Source organism: Vibrio japonicus, from assembly GCF_024582835.1.
In the GTDB taxonomy this organism is placed as follows: Bacteria; Pseudomonadota; Gammaproteobacteria; order Enterobacterales; family Vibrionaceae; genus Vibrio; species Vibrio japonicus.
Map to the genome: position 1 here is coordinate 535,590 of NZ_CP102097.1, position 18,137 is coordinate 553,726.

The following is an 18,137-nucleotide window of genomic DNA, read 5'->3' on the forward strand; positions in this document are numbered from 1 at the left end:
AGTAATTAGGAATTTAATTTTAATTAGTCGATCTTGAGGCAATTTTTAATCAATCTATGGAAGAATATCGAGTACTTGCAGTTAGGTTAATTTATTGAAATGAGAATTATTATCTATAATTTTAAGTTACTAGGCACTCTGTTTTATCACAAGCGCAGCAAAACGGAATCAGTCGAACTGGTTAGTGCATTAGTCGAAGAATATGTTCTCGAAAATGAAACGTTGGATGCACTTTCAGTTTTAGAACCAGAACAACATGACCATGATTTCAGTGCGCTATTTGAAGGAATGGGCAGTATGCCAGTCCCACCTTGGGGATCGGTGTATTTAGACAAAGAGCAGGTATTGTTCGGCGAATCGAACACGCAATATCGACTATTTTTACAACAGCACGGTATCGAACTAGATTCAGGTCAACGTGAGCCAGAGGATCAATTCGGCTTAATGCTGTTAGCCTGCGCATACTTTCTAGAACAAGATCAAACACAGGCAGCATTCGATCTACTCGGAGAACATTTAATGCCTTGGGGCTCAACCTATCTTGAGCAACTCAGAGACAAAGCGCCAAACCCGTTTTATCAGCGATTGGCAGCAGACGTCATAAAATGGCTAGATACGTTGATTCAACAACAGCGCATTAATGTAGTGAAAAAGAAGATCTATTTAGATGAATGAATCCATCGATAATAATCGAAGAGGCTTTCTGAGCCGTTTTAGCCAACCAGTAAAACGAGCTCAGCAAGCAGAGATAACACCGCGTCCCGTAGCACGCCCACCTCACACGGTTGATGAGGCGTTGTTTGCTCGTCTATGCGACGGTTGTGGTGAATGCCTAAAAGCTTGCCCAAATAGTGTCATTGAACTGGATGCTCAACTGGCGCAGCTCAATCTCGATTACAACCAATGCAGTTTATGTGGCGAGTGTGTCAAAGCCTGCCCTAGCGATGCGCTGCATGCTTCTGTGCCACTGGATATCAACTTGCGCCCGCACTTTACGCAAAGCTGCAACAATTATCTTCAGATGGAATGCCAGCAATGCGCCTCGGCCTGCCCGCAGCATGCTATCTCTGTTCAAGCCGATGGACTGCCAAGCTTACACAATGAACTCTGCAATGGCTGCGGGCAATGTCGCACCAGTTGCTATACCGATGCGATCACCATGCAGTTATATAATGCGAGCTAAAAACTCATCCGTTCTCGTGAGCGCAACAAATTTCAGGCACTTCGAAATGTTCGTAGATAATAAGGTGAATACGCATATTTTTGCCTATTGGTATAACGATTGGCTAACGATGTTATGTCAACCGCATGTAACGCGTTTTATACTAAAAGACATAAAACATCGATAAACCGCCAACATGCTCGCTAACGATTTGATTCGTCATTCTCCAGACAAACAGCTCATAACCAAGACTATTCGCATGCCTTTCGGTTATTTTGATGACGCTCACGCACACCCATGGCACCAAATCGTGTTTCCTCTTACCTGGACTGCTGCAATCGACCATTGGTGATAAAAGAGCCATTGTGCCCCATAACGCGATGTTGTTTGTGCCAGCGAATACCGTGGTGATTGCTTGAATAGAAAGGGGGAGTCGCTACACGTGTGTAGCACACGCTATTTGGAAGTCTCAACAAATACATCTGTATCATCCTTTTGTATTTGTCGAATTTTGAGGTATAAAAACGAAAAAACCGCTGTAAAAACAGCGGTTTAATCTTTGAATGTGGCGGAGAGATAGGGATTTGAACCCTAGATACGCTATTAACGTATGCCGGTTTTCAAGACCGGTGCTTTCAACCACTCAGCCATCTCTCCGTTGCGTGGCGTATATTAGTTATCAGCCTTCACCTTGTAAAGTACTAATTTACATTGTTTTGTTTAAGTGGTGAGAAACTAAGCATACTTTTGCATTCGTTCTATACTCGTACCATCTAGGGGTTTTGTTACTTAAATAGGGTAAATACTCTACAATTTCAATTCTAATAAAATAGTGTTTTATTGTTAAGTTTATGAAAAATAAAATAAATATATGTTTCAAGCAACACTTGTACGCCCGAAAAGCATTGCACAAGTTTGTGAAGTGATTCAAAATTACATCATTAACCGAAATAAATAATAAATTTCAGAGGTTTTATGAAAGTCGCTGACTTGTTTAAACATCGTGGTGAATCAGATTCAAAGCAACACTCAGAGTTCATGCAGTGGGTATCTCCTACTATGCGTGAGTACTGGGGTGAGTTTTTGACTAAAGCAAATAACCGCCATCTGTTTACTCGTCTACGCGATCTTCAGCAACCAGCGGTCAATGATGAACTCCAAACGCCAGTAGTGCCAGAGTCAATACAGCCTATTATAGAGATAAAACCAGAAGCTCAAAAGTTGTACGATGAGCTAGAACTGAAGCTGGGTGAAGTGATCCATACAGGTGATTGGCTTGATGTGTCACAAGAAAGAATCAACCAATTTGGCCAAGTAACGGAAGACATGCAATGGATCCACACTGATCCTGAGCGAGCTGCAGCTGAGTCGCCATTTAAGACAACGATTGCACATGGCTTCTTAACGTTAGCGCTGTTGCCAAAATTGACTGACAGTGTTGATCCGGAACAGAACTTATTCCCAACGGCCAAAATGGTAGTGAATATTGGTCTAAACCAAGTGCGTTTTCCTTACCCTATAAAAGCCGGAAACCGCGTTCGCGCAGTGAGTACTCTGTCGAAAGTTACTCCTATTCGTAAAGGGTTGGAAATTGAGCGCGAGATTAAAGTAGAAATTGAAGGCGTTCGTCGCCCGGGTGCAGTAGTCACTTCAGTTATTCAGCTGCACTTCTAATTTTAGATTCCAAATCAAAAAGGATACGCAGTGCGTATCCTTTTTTCGTTTTATTTCTTTATCTTAGTTTACTGACCCATGGTGTAGCAGCAATCTAGTTGGTAATCATCACCATTTTTAGCTGTGTACTCTTTCTCTTCTGTACACGCTCTTGGTTTACCCTTCTCATCACCCTTTACCAGGCTAATCCAGTGACGCATCGCCGCAACTTCAGATGTACCTTGTGGGAACATAGTGCAAGTTTCTAATTGGATGTCTGCGATTTGAACTAGTTGAACACAACCGTTTCCTTTTTGCTTACCAAATGTCAGCTCTACATGGCTACCCTTGCCATCTCGGAACAGGATAGATGCCGGAGACTCTTTCTCTCCACTGAAAGCAACAAAGTGCTTCGGATGTTTCAGTCCACTGTGGCGGCCGTCTTTGAAGTAAGCCATTACGTGGCGGTAATCAATCACATAAGCGGTTACTTCTTGGTGAGAGCCTTCTTCAAGCGGGAACAGACGGTCTAGCAGCTGTTTTGCTTTTACTTGCTTCTCGGAAGTTTGGTTCGAGTCCATTTTCTCTACCGCGAAGACTGCTTCAGCGATAAATGGCATGTCGTGTTTTTGGATTTCTGTTTTATCGATTGTTAGCATATTCATGGCGTTTCCCTCGCGGATGTTTCACAACTTTTTGTCCTAGAGCAAGTTTCTGAACGGTTACGTTTTATTCATGTTCGTTTTGTGACCTTGCTTACTTTCTATACTAGTGAATTTTTTTATACAATTTCACAACAAAAATTTTACACTGTGAATTTTACAAAATTATGCTGTCAAAAAGTCTCATACGTCAGTCCCATTTTTTAGGGACAAAGATAAGAAATCTCAGGAAACGCAATCACTTAACGATGGAAGATCTGTCTGCAAGGTGTATAAGAGTGAATCCTGAGTACGCGCCGTCTGTTTCTTACCTATCTATGATTGAACGTGGCAAACGCGTTCCGAGCATCGATATGTTGGAAGTGATCGCCGAAGTTTTTCAAAAAGATCCTGCGTGGTTTTTGGACGATGAACCAGAGCAAACAGACATTACTCCCGACAAAGGCAATCGCGGAGGGATCAGCGGTATGGCTTTAGAGCCTAGCTTCCTGTTCTCAAACGACATTTTACAGATCGCGATTCCAGAAATGCTTTCTCAAACCGGGATCACGGGTCGCCAGTTCGCTCATTTGCTGATTCGCGCTCACCAAGAGAGCAACCAAAACCACTTCCCTGATTTAGAGCGAGCAGCAGAAGAGGTCGGCTTGAAGCGTTTAAACCTATCTGCGGAAGATTTAATGGATATTGCCCGCAGCATGGGTTTAACCATTCGCTGGATATCTCGTCCACCACAAGACATTGTTGATGAGCTGGGTGTGAGTGCAAAGCAAATTATCACCTCGTTCTTCGAGCCACCGGGTTTCATCTATCTGAACGAAATTCTCAAACAGTACCCTACCCGCTTGAAGTACGATTTGGCGGTTTACCTTGGCCACTGCGTTTTGCACAACAAGGAAGGCTTGAAAAGCGTACTTTCCGTTGGACACACAAATAGTTGGGAAGAAAATTTACACCAGAACCCAACATCAGAGCTTAACTCACAAGATATTTTGCAAGCCTGGCGTGATTTTGAATCAAGCTTTTTTGCTGGCGCGTTGCTTTGCCCGAAAGTCCCCTTCCGTCAATTACTGGATAGAAATGGCTATGAAATTGACGTGCACAAGAAAGCTGGCGTATCCCCTTCGGTTGCAATGCGCAGGATGACGGTTGTTTCCCCTTATCCACACTGGCATTACTTTGATGCATATGGGCAGAACAAACTGAAAGCGGTCTATCGTGGTAATGGCATCCCGCTACCATGGGGCAATATGCGTAAAGTAAATGATCCTTGTCAGCATTGGGCCGTGTTCAGAAGACTGTCAGAGCCACAAAACGGCAGCTCCGCACAAATCTCGATTCTGAACGTCGGTGACGAGCCGAGAATCTACTGTTGTGAATCCGTGAACATGACGGACCCAGCGGGCAACAATCGTGTGCTTTGTGCGGGTATAGACCTGAACCCAGCCATTGACGCACAAGGTGGAGACTCCCGATTAATTGCAGAAGAGCTGAAATCACTCTGCGTCGGGAATGGCGGCACAGCGGCAATTCCAAGACACATCCAGAAAGAATTTACGACGATAGCTAAAATTCTTAATATCAACTGGATTGAGCGTGGGATTCAATCAGACGCTAGGGTGATTTGTTCACGTGGCGCTGTGTGCCCCAGAAAGCCAAGCTGTTATAGCGGTTGTCAGGATGCAGAAGAGAATATTGAGCAATAGGCAAAAAAATAGCCAACCACAAAAAGCGTGATTGGCTGTATTTGATTGTGAACAAAAAGGTTCACTAACAACGTCAGTTGGCTAGGTGACCCTCGGCTTAATAAGGGTCACTTAATATAAAGCATTAACCGTGCCAACTTTAAAAACAAGCAAAAAAGGTTGTTTTAGGCTAATTAAGCATCAATATACTAAAAACATGGTGCATAATGAATTACCAAAATGCAAATCAATTGCTTTGTGCGAATTTGATTTTGCATTTTGCAAATTCAAACACTTTCACCCACCTCAATCTTGTAGCCAAGGTCGATGCATTCAGGCCAGTCTTGGCTGCCTTTTAAACGCTCTATCAGTTGCTGGGCAGCGACTTTTCCTATCTCTTCCCTTGGTGTCAGTACCGTTGCTAACTTGGGTATCATCACCTGACTGATATCGTGACCATGAAATCCAGCGATTGCCATTTGGTCAGGAATCGATATTCCACGGCGCTGACACTCATAAAGTGCACCTATCGCTAAGTCATCATTCGTACAAAAAATGCCATCAACATTGGGATGCTTATCTAAAACCTCGCCAAGTAGTTTCGAACCCAATGTGAAAGACGAGGCCTCATCCGTCTGCAAAGTAATCGCTGTTTTACCCACTTCATCGAGCGCTTGCCGATAGCCTTCCATTTTAAGACGTGTTCGTTGATCCATCCGCGCAGCAAAATAGGCGATTTGCTCACAGCCTTGAGCCAGCATCGCTTTGGTCATGTCTTTAGCCGCTTGGGTGTTATCAAACCCTACCGCCTGCTCAATACGCGGTGAGTAGGAGTCCATAATTTCCACCACGGGAATGGAGGCCGTTTGTAGCATTTTGCGTGCTTTCTCGGTGTGGACGTTCTCGGAAAGAATGATCGCGTCAACGTTGTATGAGAGAAGCGAAGCGATACTTTGTTCTTCAAGTGCTTCACTGTAGCTGTAGTGGGCAATCATGGTTTGATAACCCGCAGGTGTAGTCACCGATTCAATACCACGAATCACTTCAGCAAACACCTGGTTCGTTAACGATGGAACCAGCACACCAATTGCGTTGGATTTTGCGTTAGAGAGAATATCCGGTGCCCGGTTAGGGATATAGCCGAGCTCTTCAACCGCCTGTTCAACTTTTTCTCGGATTGCTTCTGAAACTTGAGAAGGGTCGCGCAAGCAGCGGCTGACTGTCATTTTAGTCACCCCTACCCGATCTGCGATATCTTGCAACGTTGGACGTTTCTTCTTAATTGTCATTGTTTATTTTTTATTCTACTTGTTGTGTTACTGGTAACATTGTACCCATCGCGACAATCATTTTCGTTGGCGTGGATAACAAAAAAGCGTTCACCCTAAGACAAACGCTTTAAACTTACACCTCTTTTTGGCTTCTTGGCTCTTCACTCCAACTCATGTGGAACTTACGATCTTCTGCTTCATCCACTCTTGAATAAGTATGGGAACCAAAGTAATCCCGCTGCGCTTGAAGAAGGTTGGCAGGCAATACATCGCATCGTAATGCGTCAAAGTACCCGAGTGCAGAGCTTATCCCTGGCATAGGAACACCTGTGAGTGCTGAATTCGCCACCGTTTTACGCCATCCTAAAGTTCGCTTCTCAACTTCTTGAACAAAGTGTTGAGAGAACAATAAATTCTCCAGCTGGCTTTGTGCTTGATACGCACTGGTGATTTCTTGCAAAAATGCCGCGCGGATAATACACCCAGCGCGCCAGATTTTTGCTATTTGAGCAAAGTCTAGCTGCCACGCCTCTTTCTCAGACGTGCTATTCATTAAATCAAACCCTTGCGCATATACTGCAAGCTTGGCGCAATAAAGTGCGTCTCGAAGTTCATCCAGAGTTTGTTGCTTATCTACGTTGTTGTCTTTTACACTTTGAGTTTTCAGCACGGTACTCGCTTTTACTCGCACCGCTTTTTGTCCACTTTGCGCGCGAGCAAACACAGCTTGAGCGATGGTCGGAGCTGGCGCGCCCTCTTGCAAGCTGTTCACCGCAGTCCATAAGCCAGTGCCTTTTTGACCCGCTTTGTCCAGCACCACTTCGACAAAGGGTTTTCCTGTCACTGGGTCTGGCGTTTGTAGAATATCCGCACTGATTTCCATCAAGTAGCTATTAAGAACCCCTTTATTCCAGTCAGAAAAGGTGCCGCCGATCTCTTGCGCACTCATACCCAGAATGTCAGACATAAAATGGTACGCTTCGCAGATCAACTGCATGTCTGCGTATTCGATCCCATTGTGCACCATTTTCACGTAGTGACCCGCTCCTGCTGGTCCCAAGTACGCGGCGCATGGCTCGCCTTGATCAAACGGACCAACTGGTAGACCCTGCTCGTCCACTTTTGCTGCGATTGCATGCCACATCGGTTCAATGTAATTCCATGCGTCTCGATTGCCGCTTGCCATCAAGGCTGGACCAAATCGCGCCCCCACTTCACCGCCCGATACTGCGGTACTAAAAAAGCGCAGTTGGCCTTGATAACGCTGCTCACGTGCTTCAGTGTCAGTCCATAGACTATTGCCAGTATCGATAACAATATCTTCACTACTTAAGCCTGCGTTAAGTAGGTCCTGTACAACGTTATCGACAATCTCTCCTGCGGGTACAGATAGCGCAATCACTCGCGGCTTGGCTAGTGAACCCAGCAATTCAACCAAACTATCAACGGTAATTAATCGTCCTTTATCGCCCTTCGGCGTCAGTACCTTTGCGTCATCTAGTGCCGTCTGTTTGTGCTTATCACTGATATCAAAACCAGTGACGTTAAAGCCATGATCGACAAGGTTTAGCGCTAGGCTTTTCCCCATCACTCCCAAGCCAATCATTGCGATGTTAGATTGCGTCATTGTTTGACTCCTCTATCGCTTTTAATGCTGCGGTCAATACTTGTGGCACATCAGCAGAAATGTCGATAAACAAGGCTTCGTCTTTTTCTGGCTCGATAAGCGCTTCAAATTGGCTCTTAAGCATAGCTTCACCGTTGAAGTAATGATTAGCGCGCTGTTGATGACGAGACCAGATGGTATCAAAATCACCTTGTAGATAGACGATAACTAGCTCGTCATTGTCGCGACGTAAAATATCGCGATATGAAGGCTTAAGCGCCGAACATGCAATCACCGCTGCGTCATTGTTAACATATATACGATTAAGCGTTTCTAACCAGCCAATGCGGTCTTCATCGTTGAGCGGAATGCCTTGCGCCATTTTTTCCACGTTCGCTTTCGGGTGGTAATCATCCCCATCATGGAAAGGTAAACCCAGCGCTTTGGCAATCTCACTACCAATCAGGCTTTTACCACAACCTGATACGCCCATAACTAAGATTTTTTTCGCTTTCATTGGACAATACTATCCTTAGCCTTCAGCGCTCACTGAAGGCTGTGTGACCCAAATGGGTGTGTTGCTAATACAAAATTCGGTATTGGTTATTTCCACCACATGGCCAGTTCAGGGAACATGATCACAAGGCTTAACACAAAGATTTGTAGGCCGATAAATGGCAGTAGTGACTGGAAGATCTCGCCAAGGCTGATGTCTTTTGGCGCAACAGATTTCAGGTAGAATGCAGCCGGACCAAACGGTGGCGACAAGAAAGACACCTGCATGTTGAGACAGAACACAACACCAAACCAAATCGGGTCGTAGCCTAGGCTAACCACAATCGGCACAAAGATTGGCATCGTCAGTAGCGCAACGCCTACCCAGTCAAGGAACATACCCAGTACCAACAAGATCACCATCATGATAAGCAATGTCAGCAATGCACTTCCGCCACTTAGGCCAAGAATCACTTCTTCTACAAAGTCGATACCGCCCATTAGGTTGTAGATGCCAACTAGCGCACTCGCACCGATGCCGATCCACATGATCATGCCACAGGTACGCATGGTTGCGATGGCACTCTCTTTGAGCATTTTGACGTTCATCTCGCCACGGATGATGGCTGAAATCATGATACCCACTACACCCAGAGCCGACGCTTCGGTCACTGAGGCTACACCAGTGTAGATACTGCCAAGTACCACCGCGACAGAAAGCAGCGGGAAGAACAGCGCTTTAAAGTAGCTCACTTGAGGCTCTTCTTCTTCGCCAGAATCGCTTGGAATTGGCGCAAGAGAAGGGTTCAACTTACAACGAATCAGTACGTAAGCGATGTAACAACCTGCCAGAATAAACGCTGGTAAGAATGACGCTTTAAACAGGTCACCGATAGACACACTTGCCGTCATGCCATAGATGATCAGAACGATACTTGGCGGCAACATGGTACCTAGCGCACCACCAGCACAGGTAGTACCGATCGCCAGTTTGCGGTCGTAACCTAAACGCAGCATTTGTGGCAATGCCAGAATGCCCAGTAGCACCGTCTCACCACCGATTACGCCCGACATTGATGCCAACAGTACCGCAACCAAAAGAGTCTGTACTGCAACGCCGCCACGAACTTTGCGACCAACCGACTTCATCGCGTCAAACAGGTCTTTAGCGATGCCCGAACGGTCTAAAAGCGCCGCCATCAAAACAAACATCGGTACGGCTAAGAATACGTAGCCTGAAGCAAAGCTGTAGGTACGGCTCGCAATCAGTGGCAATGCGTCTGGGCCAAACCAGCAAAGGGTGAAGAAAATCGCAACAAAGCCTGTCACGAACGCCAACTGCATACCCGTAAGTAATAGGCCGATCATCATGACCAGCATGAGTAAACTACCCCATGCAATGCCAATAGAAGATAAATCAAACATCGTCTTTCTTCCTTAGACCCATAATCTCTTGGATTAGGTGCAATACATACTGAACAACAAGAATACAAAGGACGACGAAAATCAGACCTTTAAGAAGTGCGGGATATGGCGCATTCAGCACCGAGCCTGACGTTTCGAGGCGCAATTCACCCCAAGGTGTAAACCATGACTCCATCGCCATCGCGTAGGAGGCGTACGCCAACATACCAGCAAACGCTAAACCGACAACGTGGTGAACCAAGTTAAGGTATTTGCGCGTTTGATTGGAAACCGAATCGTAAATCAGCACGACTCGTACGTGTTTGTTCGCTGCAAAAGCGTAAATACCACCGACGATAAACAGTGAACCGCCAATAAACGAAGCCGTTTCATGCACCCAAGTCGTTGGCGCATCAAACACATATCGCATCACAACTTCGTAGAAAGAAATCAGTACCGTAAAGATGAAGAACCAACTCAGTACATTACTGATCTTAATGATCGCTTTATCAAGAAAGTTTCTTGGCTGTTCTTCTTGTTCGTGAGGAACGTGTGGGGTTTTATCAGTCATTACCATCTTTTCCCAAAAAATAAGGAGGACCACAGCCCTCCTGAGAGAAGCTTGCTAAATCAACGAACTTATAAAAGGCCGTTTGTTTCTAGGAATGTTGTCACTGATTCATACACTTTTTGTGCATTTGGGGAACGTTCAGCAAACACTTTCCATTGTGATTTCGCGATTTCACGGAACTTCTTACGCTCTTCGTCAGACCAGTTGTGAATAGTGATATCTGGATTTGCCTGCGCTTCTTTTACCGCTGCTTGATCAGCCATTTTTAGCTGGGTCGTCATATCGTAAGAGAAGTCACGTACCGACGTTTGTAGAATAGTCTGCAGGTCTTCAGGCATCTTGTCCCATTTCTTCTGAGAAATAGAGATATCGATAAGCGGTAGCGAGTGGAAGCCTGGCTGAACTGGGTGTGTCGCGATGTCGTTCATGCCCGCTTTTTGGTTTGTCGAAAATACCGTGTAGTCCGCTGCATCGATAACGCCTTTGCTCAAACCAGTAAACACTTCTGAACCTGGTAGGTTAACTGGTGTTGCGCCAGCTGCGGCAAACACTTGTTGAACTAGACCTTCTGGCGCGCGCAGTTTTAGACCTTTCAGGTCAGCCACACCATCGATTGGCTTTTTAGAGATGAACGATTCTACGCCTGTTGTTGACGCGCCAACGAACTTCACACCGTAAGGAGCGTAAAGCTCAGTCATCAGCTCATTACCACCGCCGTAGTTCATGTATTGCAGTAGTTGCGTTGTGTCAGACCACGCACCTACCGTGTTACCAATCAAGCCGAATGCAGGATCTTTACCAGAGAAGTAACCCGTCGCCGTGACTTGACCATCCAGAATACCCATTTTAATCGCGCCAAGCGTTTCTGTGTGCTTAACCACCGCGCCTACTGGTAACAAGTCTATGTCGATACGACCGTTAGACATCTTTTCAACGCGATCTGCCCAGTTTTGTTGAACTTGGAAATTCAAATCACCAGATGGGTCAGAAGACTGGATTTTTAGTTTAAAGTCAGCTGCAAGTGCAGACACAGAAAACAGTCCAGTAATAGAGGCAGCAAGCAAAGTTTTGGTCATCGCTTTCATAGTCGGGGGTATCCTTGTTTTGTTTCATGTCTCCAATCTAGCATTTACCTGCCGATTGGTTGATCCGGTTAATTGTTATATGTTACCGGTAACTTTGGTAGCAATGTTACCGGTAACAGGAAAACGTTTTCCATGACAGAAATCACAAGTTTTATTTTTGTTAATATAAGGAAACAAAATAGGATTAGAGATTGTGATCACCCTCACGCTAAGGACTCACGCGTGAGGCGGGAAACACTCTGATGAATAGACGGTGGTGGATTACTGTTTACGGAAAACCCAAATCGGTCCTATCAGCAAATACGTGAAATCATCAAAAAATGAGGGATGATTCCCTTCAACTTTATGGCCAATAAACTGAAGCAGCCAAAACATGGCGAACATCAGAAGCGATACCATCAGAACGGGTAACTGGAGCAACTCTAACGACCAAATGAGGCACACACAGGCTAGCGTGAATCCGAGCATCATCATAAAAACACTCAATGAAAGCCTAAAATAAAACACCATTAAGGGAATCATGGCCACCCAAATCCAGTTTAATGAAACACCATAAATTGAAACGGTTGGAATCGACCATATCAAGCCAACTACAGACAAATAAATACCTGGCACCGCAACCGTATGGATTTTTTTGTTGATTGGATGTTGGTGACTCTCCCCATAATCTGAGAGCCATTGTGTCAAGTTACGCATAACAACCTCAAAACAAACCTATCTCTTTTTCTATAGCATGCTTTGGTCAGTTATGCGCAGTAATCAATAACAACTTAGCCTGACGTTTGTTTAGTCAAACGTTTGTGACTTGGCGTTCTTAATCTCATACATACTTGAATCGGCAGCGTGTAACATATCTTCCACACTATTAAACTCAGGCTGATAAAGAACGCATCCGACACTCACATCAATATCGATCAGATGATTCTCAAACGTTATAGGGGTTTGGCTGATGGCTTTTTTCAGCTTTTCAACGACTATTTCTACAGTCGATTGGTTTGTCACTCGAGGAATCAGCACTAAAAATTCATCACCGCCAATCCTCGCAACCAAATCCGAGGAACGCAAAGCTTTGGTTGCTCGCTCAGCGGTTGCGATAAGTACCTCATCGCCCGCGGCATGACCATAGGTATCGTTAACTTCTTTAAACTTATCAAGATCAACGTTAAGTAAAGCAAATTTTACGTTGTCATTTTGACTGCTCTGCGCTGATTCAAAGTACGTTTCGATGGTGTACATAAAGTAGCGTCGATTGGGTAATTTCGTTAATTCATCTTGGAGGGCTCGTCGATTCGCAACCACGTACAAACGATAAATCTGGCCAAAGGCAAGCAACAAAACAAGGAGTATTGGATAACCAATCAAACGTGCAGTGTGAACTCGATACCACTCGCTGTGATTTAACAAATCTTGCTTCTCTGATGCGGCAAGCACCCATCCGCCGTGTGGGAAGTTAACAATCTCAACAGCTAGTGCAGCATCAAAGGTAGACTGCGAACCATAAAACAAGTCGCCATTCCACCCCTCACTGTCCACACCTCGAATAGCGAAATTGTATTTTTCTTCAAATGCAGCAATACCAGCGTCTTTAAAAAGCCCGCCCAGATCAATCACGCTGCTGCACATTCCCCAGTAACGAGTATTATAAGGAGGATCTAAATAGATAGGCACTCGCGCAATTAATGCTCTACCACCTTGAACCAGTTCAACAGGGCCAGCGATATAAATCTCTTGTAGTTCGGTCGCCTTTTCGATTGTCCGCCACTGGCTAGGCACAGTGCGGTAGTCAAGTCCAATTGCTCGTTCATTTCCTTCCATAGGGTAAACGTGGCTAATGACATTGTCAGGCGCTAAACCAATAAGACGTATGTTGTTACTCTTACGCATGATACTTGCGGCAATGAGATCCCAGCCAGATAAATCAACGTCTGGGTTTACAGCAATTAATGTATTCAAACCATTTGCAACATAGATATCGGAAACGACCAAAGATTCAAGTTGGGAGCGAATGATAGACAGTTCGTCTTTGGCACGGGAACGTAAACTGTCACGCAGAAAAGACTTCTGAGCACTTTCCAAGTACTCAACCAAGATGATCGAAATCGTGGTAAGAAAAATAAATAAGCTAACAACGTGCCAGTGTTTAGCTAAGCGATATCCCATCCGTGCTCCATTCGATATACCCACTTCATGATACTTAGATTAAAAATTCATAAATCACGATGACGTATTGATAATATTAGTTATTTCATCATCCAGAAGCGCCAAAACATACATGAAATTAGTCAATTTTTCACCACTTTCCGACAAAAAAACATCGATTTTGGTGGGATTTAATCCGCTAAATCAGTTGAATACGTGAGATGAGCACAATTTTGGCTTATATCTATTTCTTGCCACACGTTGACGCGCTGCTTACATCGCACATGGAAAACCTTGCTAACTTGTATTGGAGCACAATTTACTCGCTAAGCGCTTAACTCACATAAATGTGGGTAGAGACGACATTGTGATATAAAATCTCAGACTCGCTTAATTGTTATGGAAAATATTATGCGTCAAAGAATACTCGCCTTTATACTCGGACTTATCCTCATACCCTCAGTTTTGGCCTTTAGCAGCTATGAGGAATCCGCAAATACGATCAAGCAAACCTACGAAACTCAGCTCTATACTCTGCCTGCCTTTACCGAAGGCCATTACGGGCTAAGAATGTATCGTCAAACCTTAGATGACAAATATGCTGCGGCCATCTGGAGTGATATGGCTAGGGTTGCCAGCCGTTTAAATCGCTTCGCGGCTGAAGTGCACACACCCAAGCAAATCGCGCTGCATTCCGAAAGAAGAGTGTCTGGATACATTGGCGAAACTGGCGAAAGAAGCCAAAGACGGTACGCCGCGACTCGACAAATGCCAGAATACCTGTACTTAGGCGTCGATTTATTGGGGTCTATGGCAAGGGCGAATGAGTACGGACTCAAACACATAGAAGACGAAAAGCTACGTAAAGTCATTCGTCGTTACGATTTCAAAAAGTTCGCCACGAATCCAGAAATGATCAAAGCATGGGCGGCTCAACTCGCTAATCAAGTTTTCTGGCTTCGCCAGCTCGATGAGCAAGATGTCGTTGAAGAATTTATTGACGCTCTCAAAGAAACTTATCCAGACAACATGGATAATGCCCTTTCCGAACAGCAATATGGAAACAAGCTATATGGCTTAACCCACATCATTTTAGCGGATTCTGGGTACTACCAACACAAAGTCAGCGAAAAGCAATACCAATGGATCTATGACTACTTCCGCAACAATATTGATACGATTCTACTTCGTGCAAAGGAAGATATTATTGCCGAGATTGGAATTAGCTTCCTGCTCGCAGGCTTAGAAGATGACCCTGTTGTCGAAAAAACACGTCAAGCGATACAACAATCGATTGATAAAGACAGAGGAATGATCCCATCTGTGAGTGGTGATTTTGATATTGGTAAGGGTGAACACCGCAATGTTCTTGCCATTATGTTACTCGACTGGCAGCAAGTTAACCCAGCCCCGAAGGTTACGACTCACCCCAAAGTACTTTCAAGAATCCCTTACGGGTTGATCGCTAAATAATATCCATCGCCTCTATCACTTATATATAGACACTTATAGATATAGAGGCGATGACCCATTTCAACTACGCGGCAAAGTGCATAAGCCACAGAGAAACAATTAACACGACGATCATCCAAATCGCGTAGCGAACCGTATGAGACTTCGCTTTCTTTGGTCGAATGACTGGTTGAAATGCTGCATCCTTTGCGGCACTTAATATGGAACGCTTGGCGGCTACTTTGTCTCTGTGTTTTTGAGCTTTGTGCGCCACTTTACCAAATCGATGCAGCTGTTCAGGAGTCATATCCTGACTAGGGTCATAGCCAGTGCGATGGTCTGAATGCTTAGGTGCCACAGCCATAGTTATCCCCTTAAGTCGCTTCAACATATTCTAAGTATAGCTAAGCGTCATTTTGATAAACTTGATATTTACTGCAGTTACATTCGGCATTTCCGAATTACGCGAGAGGGATAAATCTAAGGGGCATGTCGTTTTTGTAGCAGAAAATGAGCGGGAGTAGATGCCGGTTTGCTAGACAACTCAAATAAAAACGCCACATCAGATGATGCAGCGTCAATAAGAATAAAGTCTAAGGATATCTTAGAGGTACTCGCACAGATAAGCGGTTGTAACAGGAAGGCGAATATCAAATGAAGAGTTACCCACAACGTCAAAAGATTCACCATCTTTGAACGTCGACCATTCTTCTTCGCCTGCACGCTTAATGCTCATTTCACCTTTCACAACGGTCATTCGCTCTGGCGCGCCTGTACCAAAGGTGTACTCCCCTGCGAGCATAACACCCACGCTGGATTGTTCGTCACCTTGCGTAAAACCTAGTGACTTTACACTCTCTTCAAAATAGCTGTTTACCTTGATCATTACTTCCTCCATGACTACCCAAAAGTCGGGCAACATCCAATATGAATCTCACTTTTTATACGAATTCGTTATACCAAGCAAGCGTATTATGAGCAGGCGCAGTAAAAACAATCTGATTGAAACTGCACATTTGAGTGTTGATAAAATATAAAAACCTAACTTTTTTAGGGCTAATTTTGGACTAAGTATCAAATTTTTATCTATGGTTAATTGCGTTATCACTCAATCTTTTACAGTCTTGTTTTATTCGACGAGAGGGTTTCTCCTCCAAAAACATTCACTCTCAGGCCTATTACGTAGTTATGGAAAAAACGAAAATTGTAAAACTCCTACTTACTACTCTTCCTGTTTCTTTCGCTATTGGTTTTTCTGCATTGATTTACTTCAGCTATCAAGATTTTGTAAACCCTAAGCACGTCTATGGTCGATGGATTGAAATCGGAACACCTCAATACAATACGGAAGTGCTTGAGTTAGGTGAAAATAAAGTACTGAGAAATGAACGCTTTATCGCAACCCATTTTGAATTTGACGGGAAGAAAATCTATATCACCACTGGCGAAGGCACGTTCGTTTATCAAATTGTTGGCACGTTCAAATCACCTCAATTGAAAAGACTCCAACCTAACAGTCCGCCGCAGAGGTTTGTCAAAGAAGGTTATGAAGATACCATCAGCGAGGAAGGTGGCGGGGCAAAAAACCGCCGCGCCGCATTAAGTGAGCATTTCGGAAGCTAACAACCAACCTGACTCTCCCCCCACATTTAAAAAGCCCTTTCTCTCTCATTTATTTCCAGAACTAAGACGATGACCCTCTGTGGATACTGATTCTAATCGATAATTGAGTATATACTGGTTTCATATTTTCACTGGTTACGCTCAATACAATGAATCAGCTACTTTCCTACTTGCCTGAACCTATTCTCTCAATACTAGAAAAATGGGATACCAACGTCCTACTTATCACAATCGCCAGTTTTATCGCTTGGCTCGCCTGGCGAATCATTTACAACCGATTAGAAGTTCTCGTAGAGAAAACCCGTTTTCACTGGGATGACATGGTGTTAGCCTCAATCAAAACGCCGATTAGCACATTGATATGGTGCTGGCCTGCAACCTTATCTTTAGGGTTCGTGTTAGAGGATCACTTTAGCTCAAAACTGGATTGGCTAAGTACTCTGAAATTGCTATTGATCATCGGTATCTTTATTTGGGTGACGATGCGTTTGGTCAACAATATTGAAGAGTACGCTTTAACGCAAAAGAGCCATGATGAAACAACCGTTCAAGCCGTTGCGAAGGTGTCTAGGCTATTCATTATTGTTCTCGGCACACTAACCATCATGCAAGCATTTGGACTCAGTTTGTCTGGGCTACTGACATTTGGTGGTGTGGGTGGTTTAGTCGTCGGTTTCGCAGCCAAAGATCTGCTCTCGAATTTCTTTGGTGGCATGATGATTTACTTCGACCGACCATTTAAAGTCGGCGATTGGGTTCGCTCTCCTGATCGCCAGATTGAAGGCACAGTAGAACGCATTGGCTGGCGAATGACGGTCATACGCACATTCGATAAACGTCCTTTGTATGTTCCAAATTCTGTCTTTAGCAGCATTGTGGTGGAGAACCCATCTCGGATGCTGAACCGCCGTATTTATGAAAACATTGGCATTCGATATGACGATGGGGCTAAGGTGGCGGCGATAGTCAGCGATATTAAAGCAATGCTGGAAAACCACCCTGATATTGATACCGAACAAACACTCATCGTCAACTTTAACGCGTTTGGAGCATCATCGTTGGATTTGATGGTCTACACGTTTACCAAAACCGTTAATTGGGTTCGCTTTCATAAAGTGAAGCAAGATGTTTTGCTGAAGATAATGCAGATTATCCGAGATAATAACGCCCAAGTCGCCTTCCCGACTCAAACGCTGAAAATTAATCCATTGGAAGTTCAGGATTTATCGGCTAAGGCTTTTTCTTCTCAACATGAATTGCAAGGAAAAGAGTGACAAAAAAACCTTCTTAACGCGATATAATTCTTAACATGACATAAAAAGCAGCGCCGAT

Annotated in this window: 19 protein-coding genes, 1 tRNA gene and 1 pseudogene; 9 read left to right on the forward strand and 12 right to left on the reverse strand. The window is 44.3% G+C overall.

What is annotated here, in order from left to right:
* The first annotated feature begins 105 nt into the window (after positions 1–105).
* From NP165_RS15575 to NP165_RS20115, 3 genes and pseudogenes are all read left to right on the forward strand, one after another.
* The gene (locus NP165_RS15575; protein ID WP_306439766.1) at positions 106–675 is read left to right on the forward strand and encodes a molecular chaperone TorD family protein; all 570 of its coding nucleotides are present in this window, start codon (positions 106–108) and stop codon (positions 673–675) included.
* On the forward strand, positions 668–1,183 hold the full coding sequence (gene napF, locus NP165_RS15580; RefSeq protein WP_257086671.1) for a ferredoxin-type protein NapF: 516 nt from the start codon (positions 668–670) through the stop codon (positions 1,181–1,183). Before NP165_RS15575 ends, napF begins: the two co-directional genes overlap by 8 nt.
* A 175-nt stretch (positions 1,184–1,358) precedes the next feature.
* Positions 1,359–1,569: pseudogene (locus NP165_RS20115) on the forward strand (cupin domain-containing protein); the annotation flags it as partial.
* 159 nt (positions 1,570–1,728) lie between these two features.
* On the opposite strand, the gene NP165_RS15585 reads toward NP165_RS20115, so the two are convergent.
* Positions 1,729–1,819 (reverse strand) — tRNA-Ser (locus NP165_RS15585).
* A gap of 318 nt (positions 1,820–2,137) precedes the next feature.
* Between NP165_RS15585 and NP165_RS15590 the strand changes: the two genes are divergently transcribed.
* Positions 2,138–2,836 (forward strand): MaoC family dehydratase, encoded by a 699-nt coding sequence (locus NP165_RS15590; protein WP_257086672.1) that lies wholly within the window; start codon positions 2,138–2,140, stop codon positions 2,834–2,836.
* Between the two features lie 68 nt (positions 2,837–2,904).
* Here the strand turns inward: NP165_RS15590 and NP165_RS15595 are convergent, their stop codons facing one another.
* Positions 2,905–3,480 (reverse strand): aldolase/citrate lyase/malate synthase family protein, encoded by a 576-nt coding sequence (locus tag NP165_RS15595; RefSeq protein ID WP_257086673.1) that lies wholly within the window; start codon positions 3,478–3,480, stop codon positions 2,905–2,907.
* Between the two features lie 161 nt (positions 3,481–3,641).
* Here NP165_RS15595 and NP165_RS15600 point away from each other — a divergent pair, with 161 nt between their 5' ends.
* Positions 3,642–5,180: a DUF3612 domain-containing protein gene (locus NP165_RS15600; protein WP_257086841.1), complete on the forward strand. Its 1,539-nt coding sequence runs from the start codon at positions 3,642–3,644 to the stop codon at positions 5,178–5,180.
* 266 nt (positions 5,181–5,446) lie between these two features.
* Here the strand turns inward: NP165_RS15600 and gntR are convergent, their stop codons facing one another.
* The 8 genes from gntR to NP165_RS15640 all read right to left on the reverse strand — a co-directional run bounded on the left by gntR (position 5,447) and on the right by NP165_RS15640 (position 13,751).
* The gene (gene gntR, locus NP165_RS15605) at positions 5,447–6,448 is read right to left on the reverse strand and encodes a gluconate operon transcriptional repressor GntR (protein ID WP_257086674.1); all 1,002 of its coding nucleotides are present in this window, start codon (positions 6,446–6,448) and stop codon (positions 5,447–5,449) included.
* A 115-nt stretch (positions 6,449–6,563) separates the two neighbouring features.
* Entirely contained in the window at positions 6,564–8,057 is a 1,494-nt protein-coding gene (gene gnd / locus NP165_RS15610) for an NADP-dependent phosphogluconate dehydrogenase (RefSeq protein WP_257086675.1), read from the reverse strand.
* On the reverse strand, positions 8,044–8,553 hold the full coding sequence (locus NP165_RS15615; protein WP_257086676.1) for a gluconokinase: 510 nt from the start codon (positions 8,551–8,553) through the stop codon (positions 8,044–8,046). The genes gnd and NP165_RS15615 overlap by 14 nt, the downstream gene beginning before the upstream one ends.
* An 86-nt stretch (positions 8,554–8,639) precedes the next feature.
* A complete protein-coding gene (locus NP165_RS15620; RefSeq protein WP_257086677.1) occupies positions 8,640–9,956 on the reverse strand; it encodes a TRAP transporter large permease in 1,317 nt (438 codons plus the stop codon).
* Positions 9,949–10,506 carry a TRAP transporter small permease subunit gene (locus NP165_RS15625; protein WP_257086678.1) on the reverse strand — a complete coding sequence of 186 codons (558 nt, stop codon included), beginning with the start codon at positions 10,504–10,506 and terminating at the stop codon, positions 9,949–9,951. The genes NP165_RS15620 and NP165_RS15625 overlap by 8 nt, the downstream gene beginning before the upstream one ends.
* Before the next feature lie 68 nt (positions 10,507–10,574).
* Positions 10,575–11,591 carry a TRAP transporter substrate-binding protein gene (locus NP165_RS15630; RefSeq protein ID WP_257086679.1) on the reverse strand — a complete coding sequence of 339 codons (1,017 nt, stop codon included), beginning with the start codon at positions 11,589–11,591 and terminating at the stop codon, positions 10,575–10,577.
* A gap of 261 nt (positions 11,592–11,852) precedes the next feature.
* Positions 11,853–12,287, reverse strand: coding sequence for an Mpo1 family 2-hydroxy fatty acid dioxygenase (locus tag NP165_RS15635; protein ID WP_257086680.1), 435 nt, complete (start codon positions 12,285–12,287; stop codon positions 11,853–11,855).
* Between the two features lie 90 nt (positions 12,288–12,377).
* Entirely contained in the window at positions 12,378–13,751 is a 1,374-nt protein-coding gene (locus NP165_RS15640) for a diguanylate cyclase (protein WP_257086681.1), read from the reverse strand.
* A gap of 390 nt (positions 13,752–14,141) precedes the next feature.
* Here NP165_RS15640 and NP165_RS15645 point away from each other — a divergent pair, with 390 nt between their 5' ends.
* Positions 14,142–15,203 (forward strand): DUF3541 domain-containing protein, encoded by a 1,062-nt coding sequence (locus NP165_RS15645; RefSeq protein WP_257086682.1) that lies wholly within the window; start codon positions 14,142–14,144, stop codon positions 15,201–15,203.
* A 64-nt stretch (positions 15,204–15,267) separates the two neighbouring features.
* Here NP165_RS15645 and NP165_RS15650 read toward each other — a convergent pair whose 3' ends face one another.
* Positions 15,268–15,546, reverse strand: a complete 279-nt coding sequence (locus tag NP165_RS15650) for a hypothetical protein (RefSeq protein ID WP_257086683.1) — start codon at positions 15,544–15,546, stop codon at positions 15,268–15,270.
* A gap of 61 nt (positions 15,547–15,607) precedes the next feature.
* On the opposite strand from NP165_RS15650, the gene NP165_RS20120 reads away from it, so the two are divergent.
* Positions 15,608–15,706 carry a DUF3953 domain-containing protein gene (locus NP165_RS20120; RefSeq protein WP_371133754.1) on the forward strand — a complete coding sequence of 33 codons (99 nt, stop codon included), beginning with the start codon at positions 15,608–15,610 and terminating at the stop codon, positions 15,704–15,706.
* 80 nt (positions 15,707–15,786) lie between these two features.
* Here NP165_RS20120 and ppnP read toward each other — a convergent pair whose 3' ends face one another.
* Positions 15,787–16,068 carry a pyrimidine/purine nucleoside phosphorylase gene (gene ppnP / locus NP165_RS15655; RefSeq protein ID WP_257086684.1) on the reverse strand — a complete coding sequence of 94 codons (282 nt, stop codon included), beginning with the start codon at positions 16,066–16,068 and terminating at the stop codon, positions 15,787–15,789.
* A 302-nt stretch (positions 16,069–16,370) separates the two neighbouring features.
* Here ppnP and NP165_RS15660 point away from each other — a divergent pair, with 302 nt between their 5' ends.
* Positions 16,371–16,805, forward strand: a complete 435-nt coding sequence (locus NP165_RS15660) for a DUF2850 domain-containing protein (protein ID WP_257086685.1) — start codon at positions 16,371–16,373, stop codon at positions 16,803–16,805.
* Between the two features lie 149 nt (positions 16,806–16,954).
* Positions 16,955–18,079, forward strand: coding sequence for a mechanosensitive ion channel family protein (locus NP165_RS15665; RefSeq protein WP_257086686.1), 1,125 nt, complete (start codon positions 16,955–16,957; stop codon positions 18,077–18,079).
* Positions 18,080–18,137: the final 58 nt, after the last annotated feature.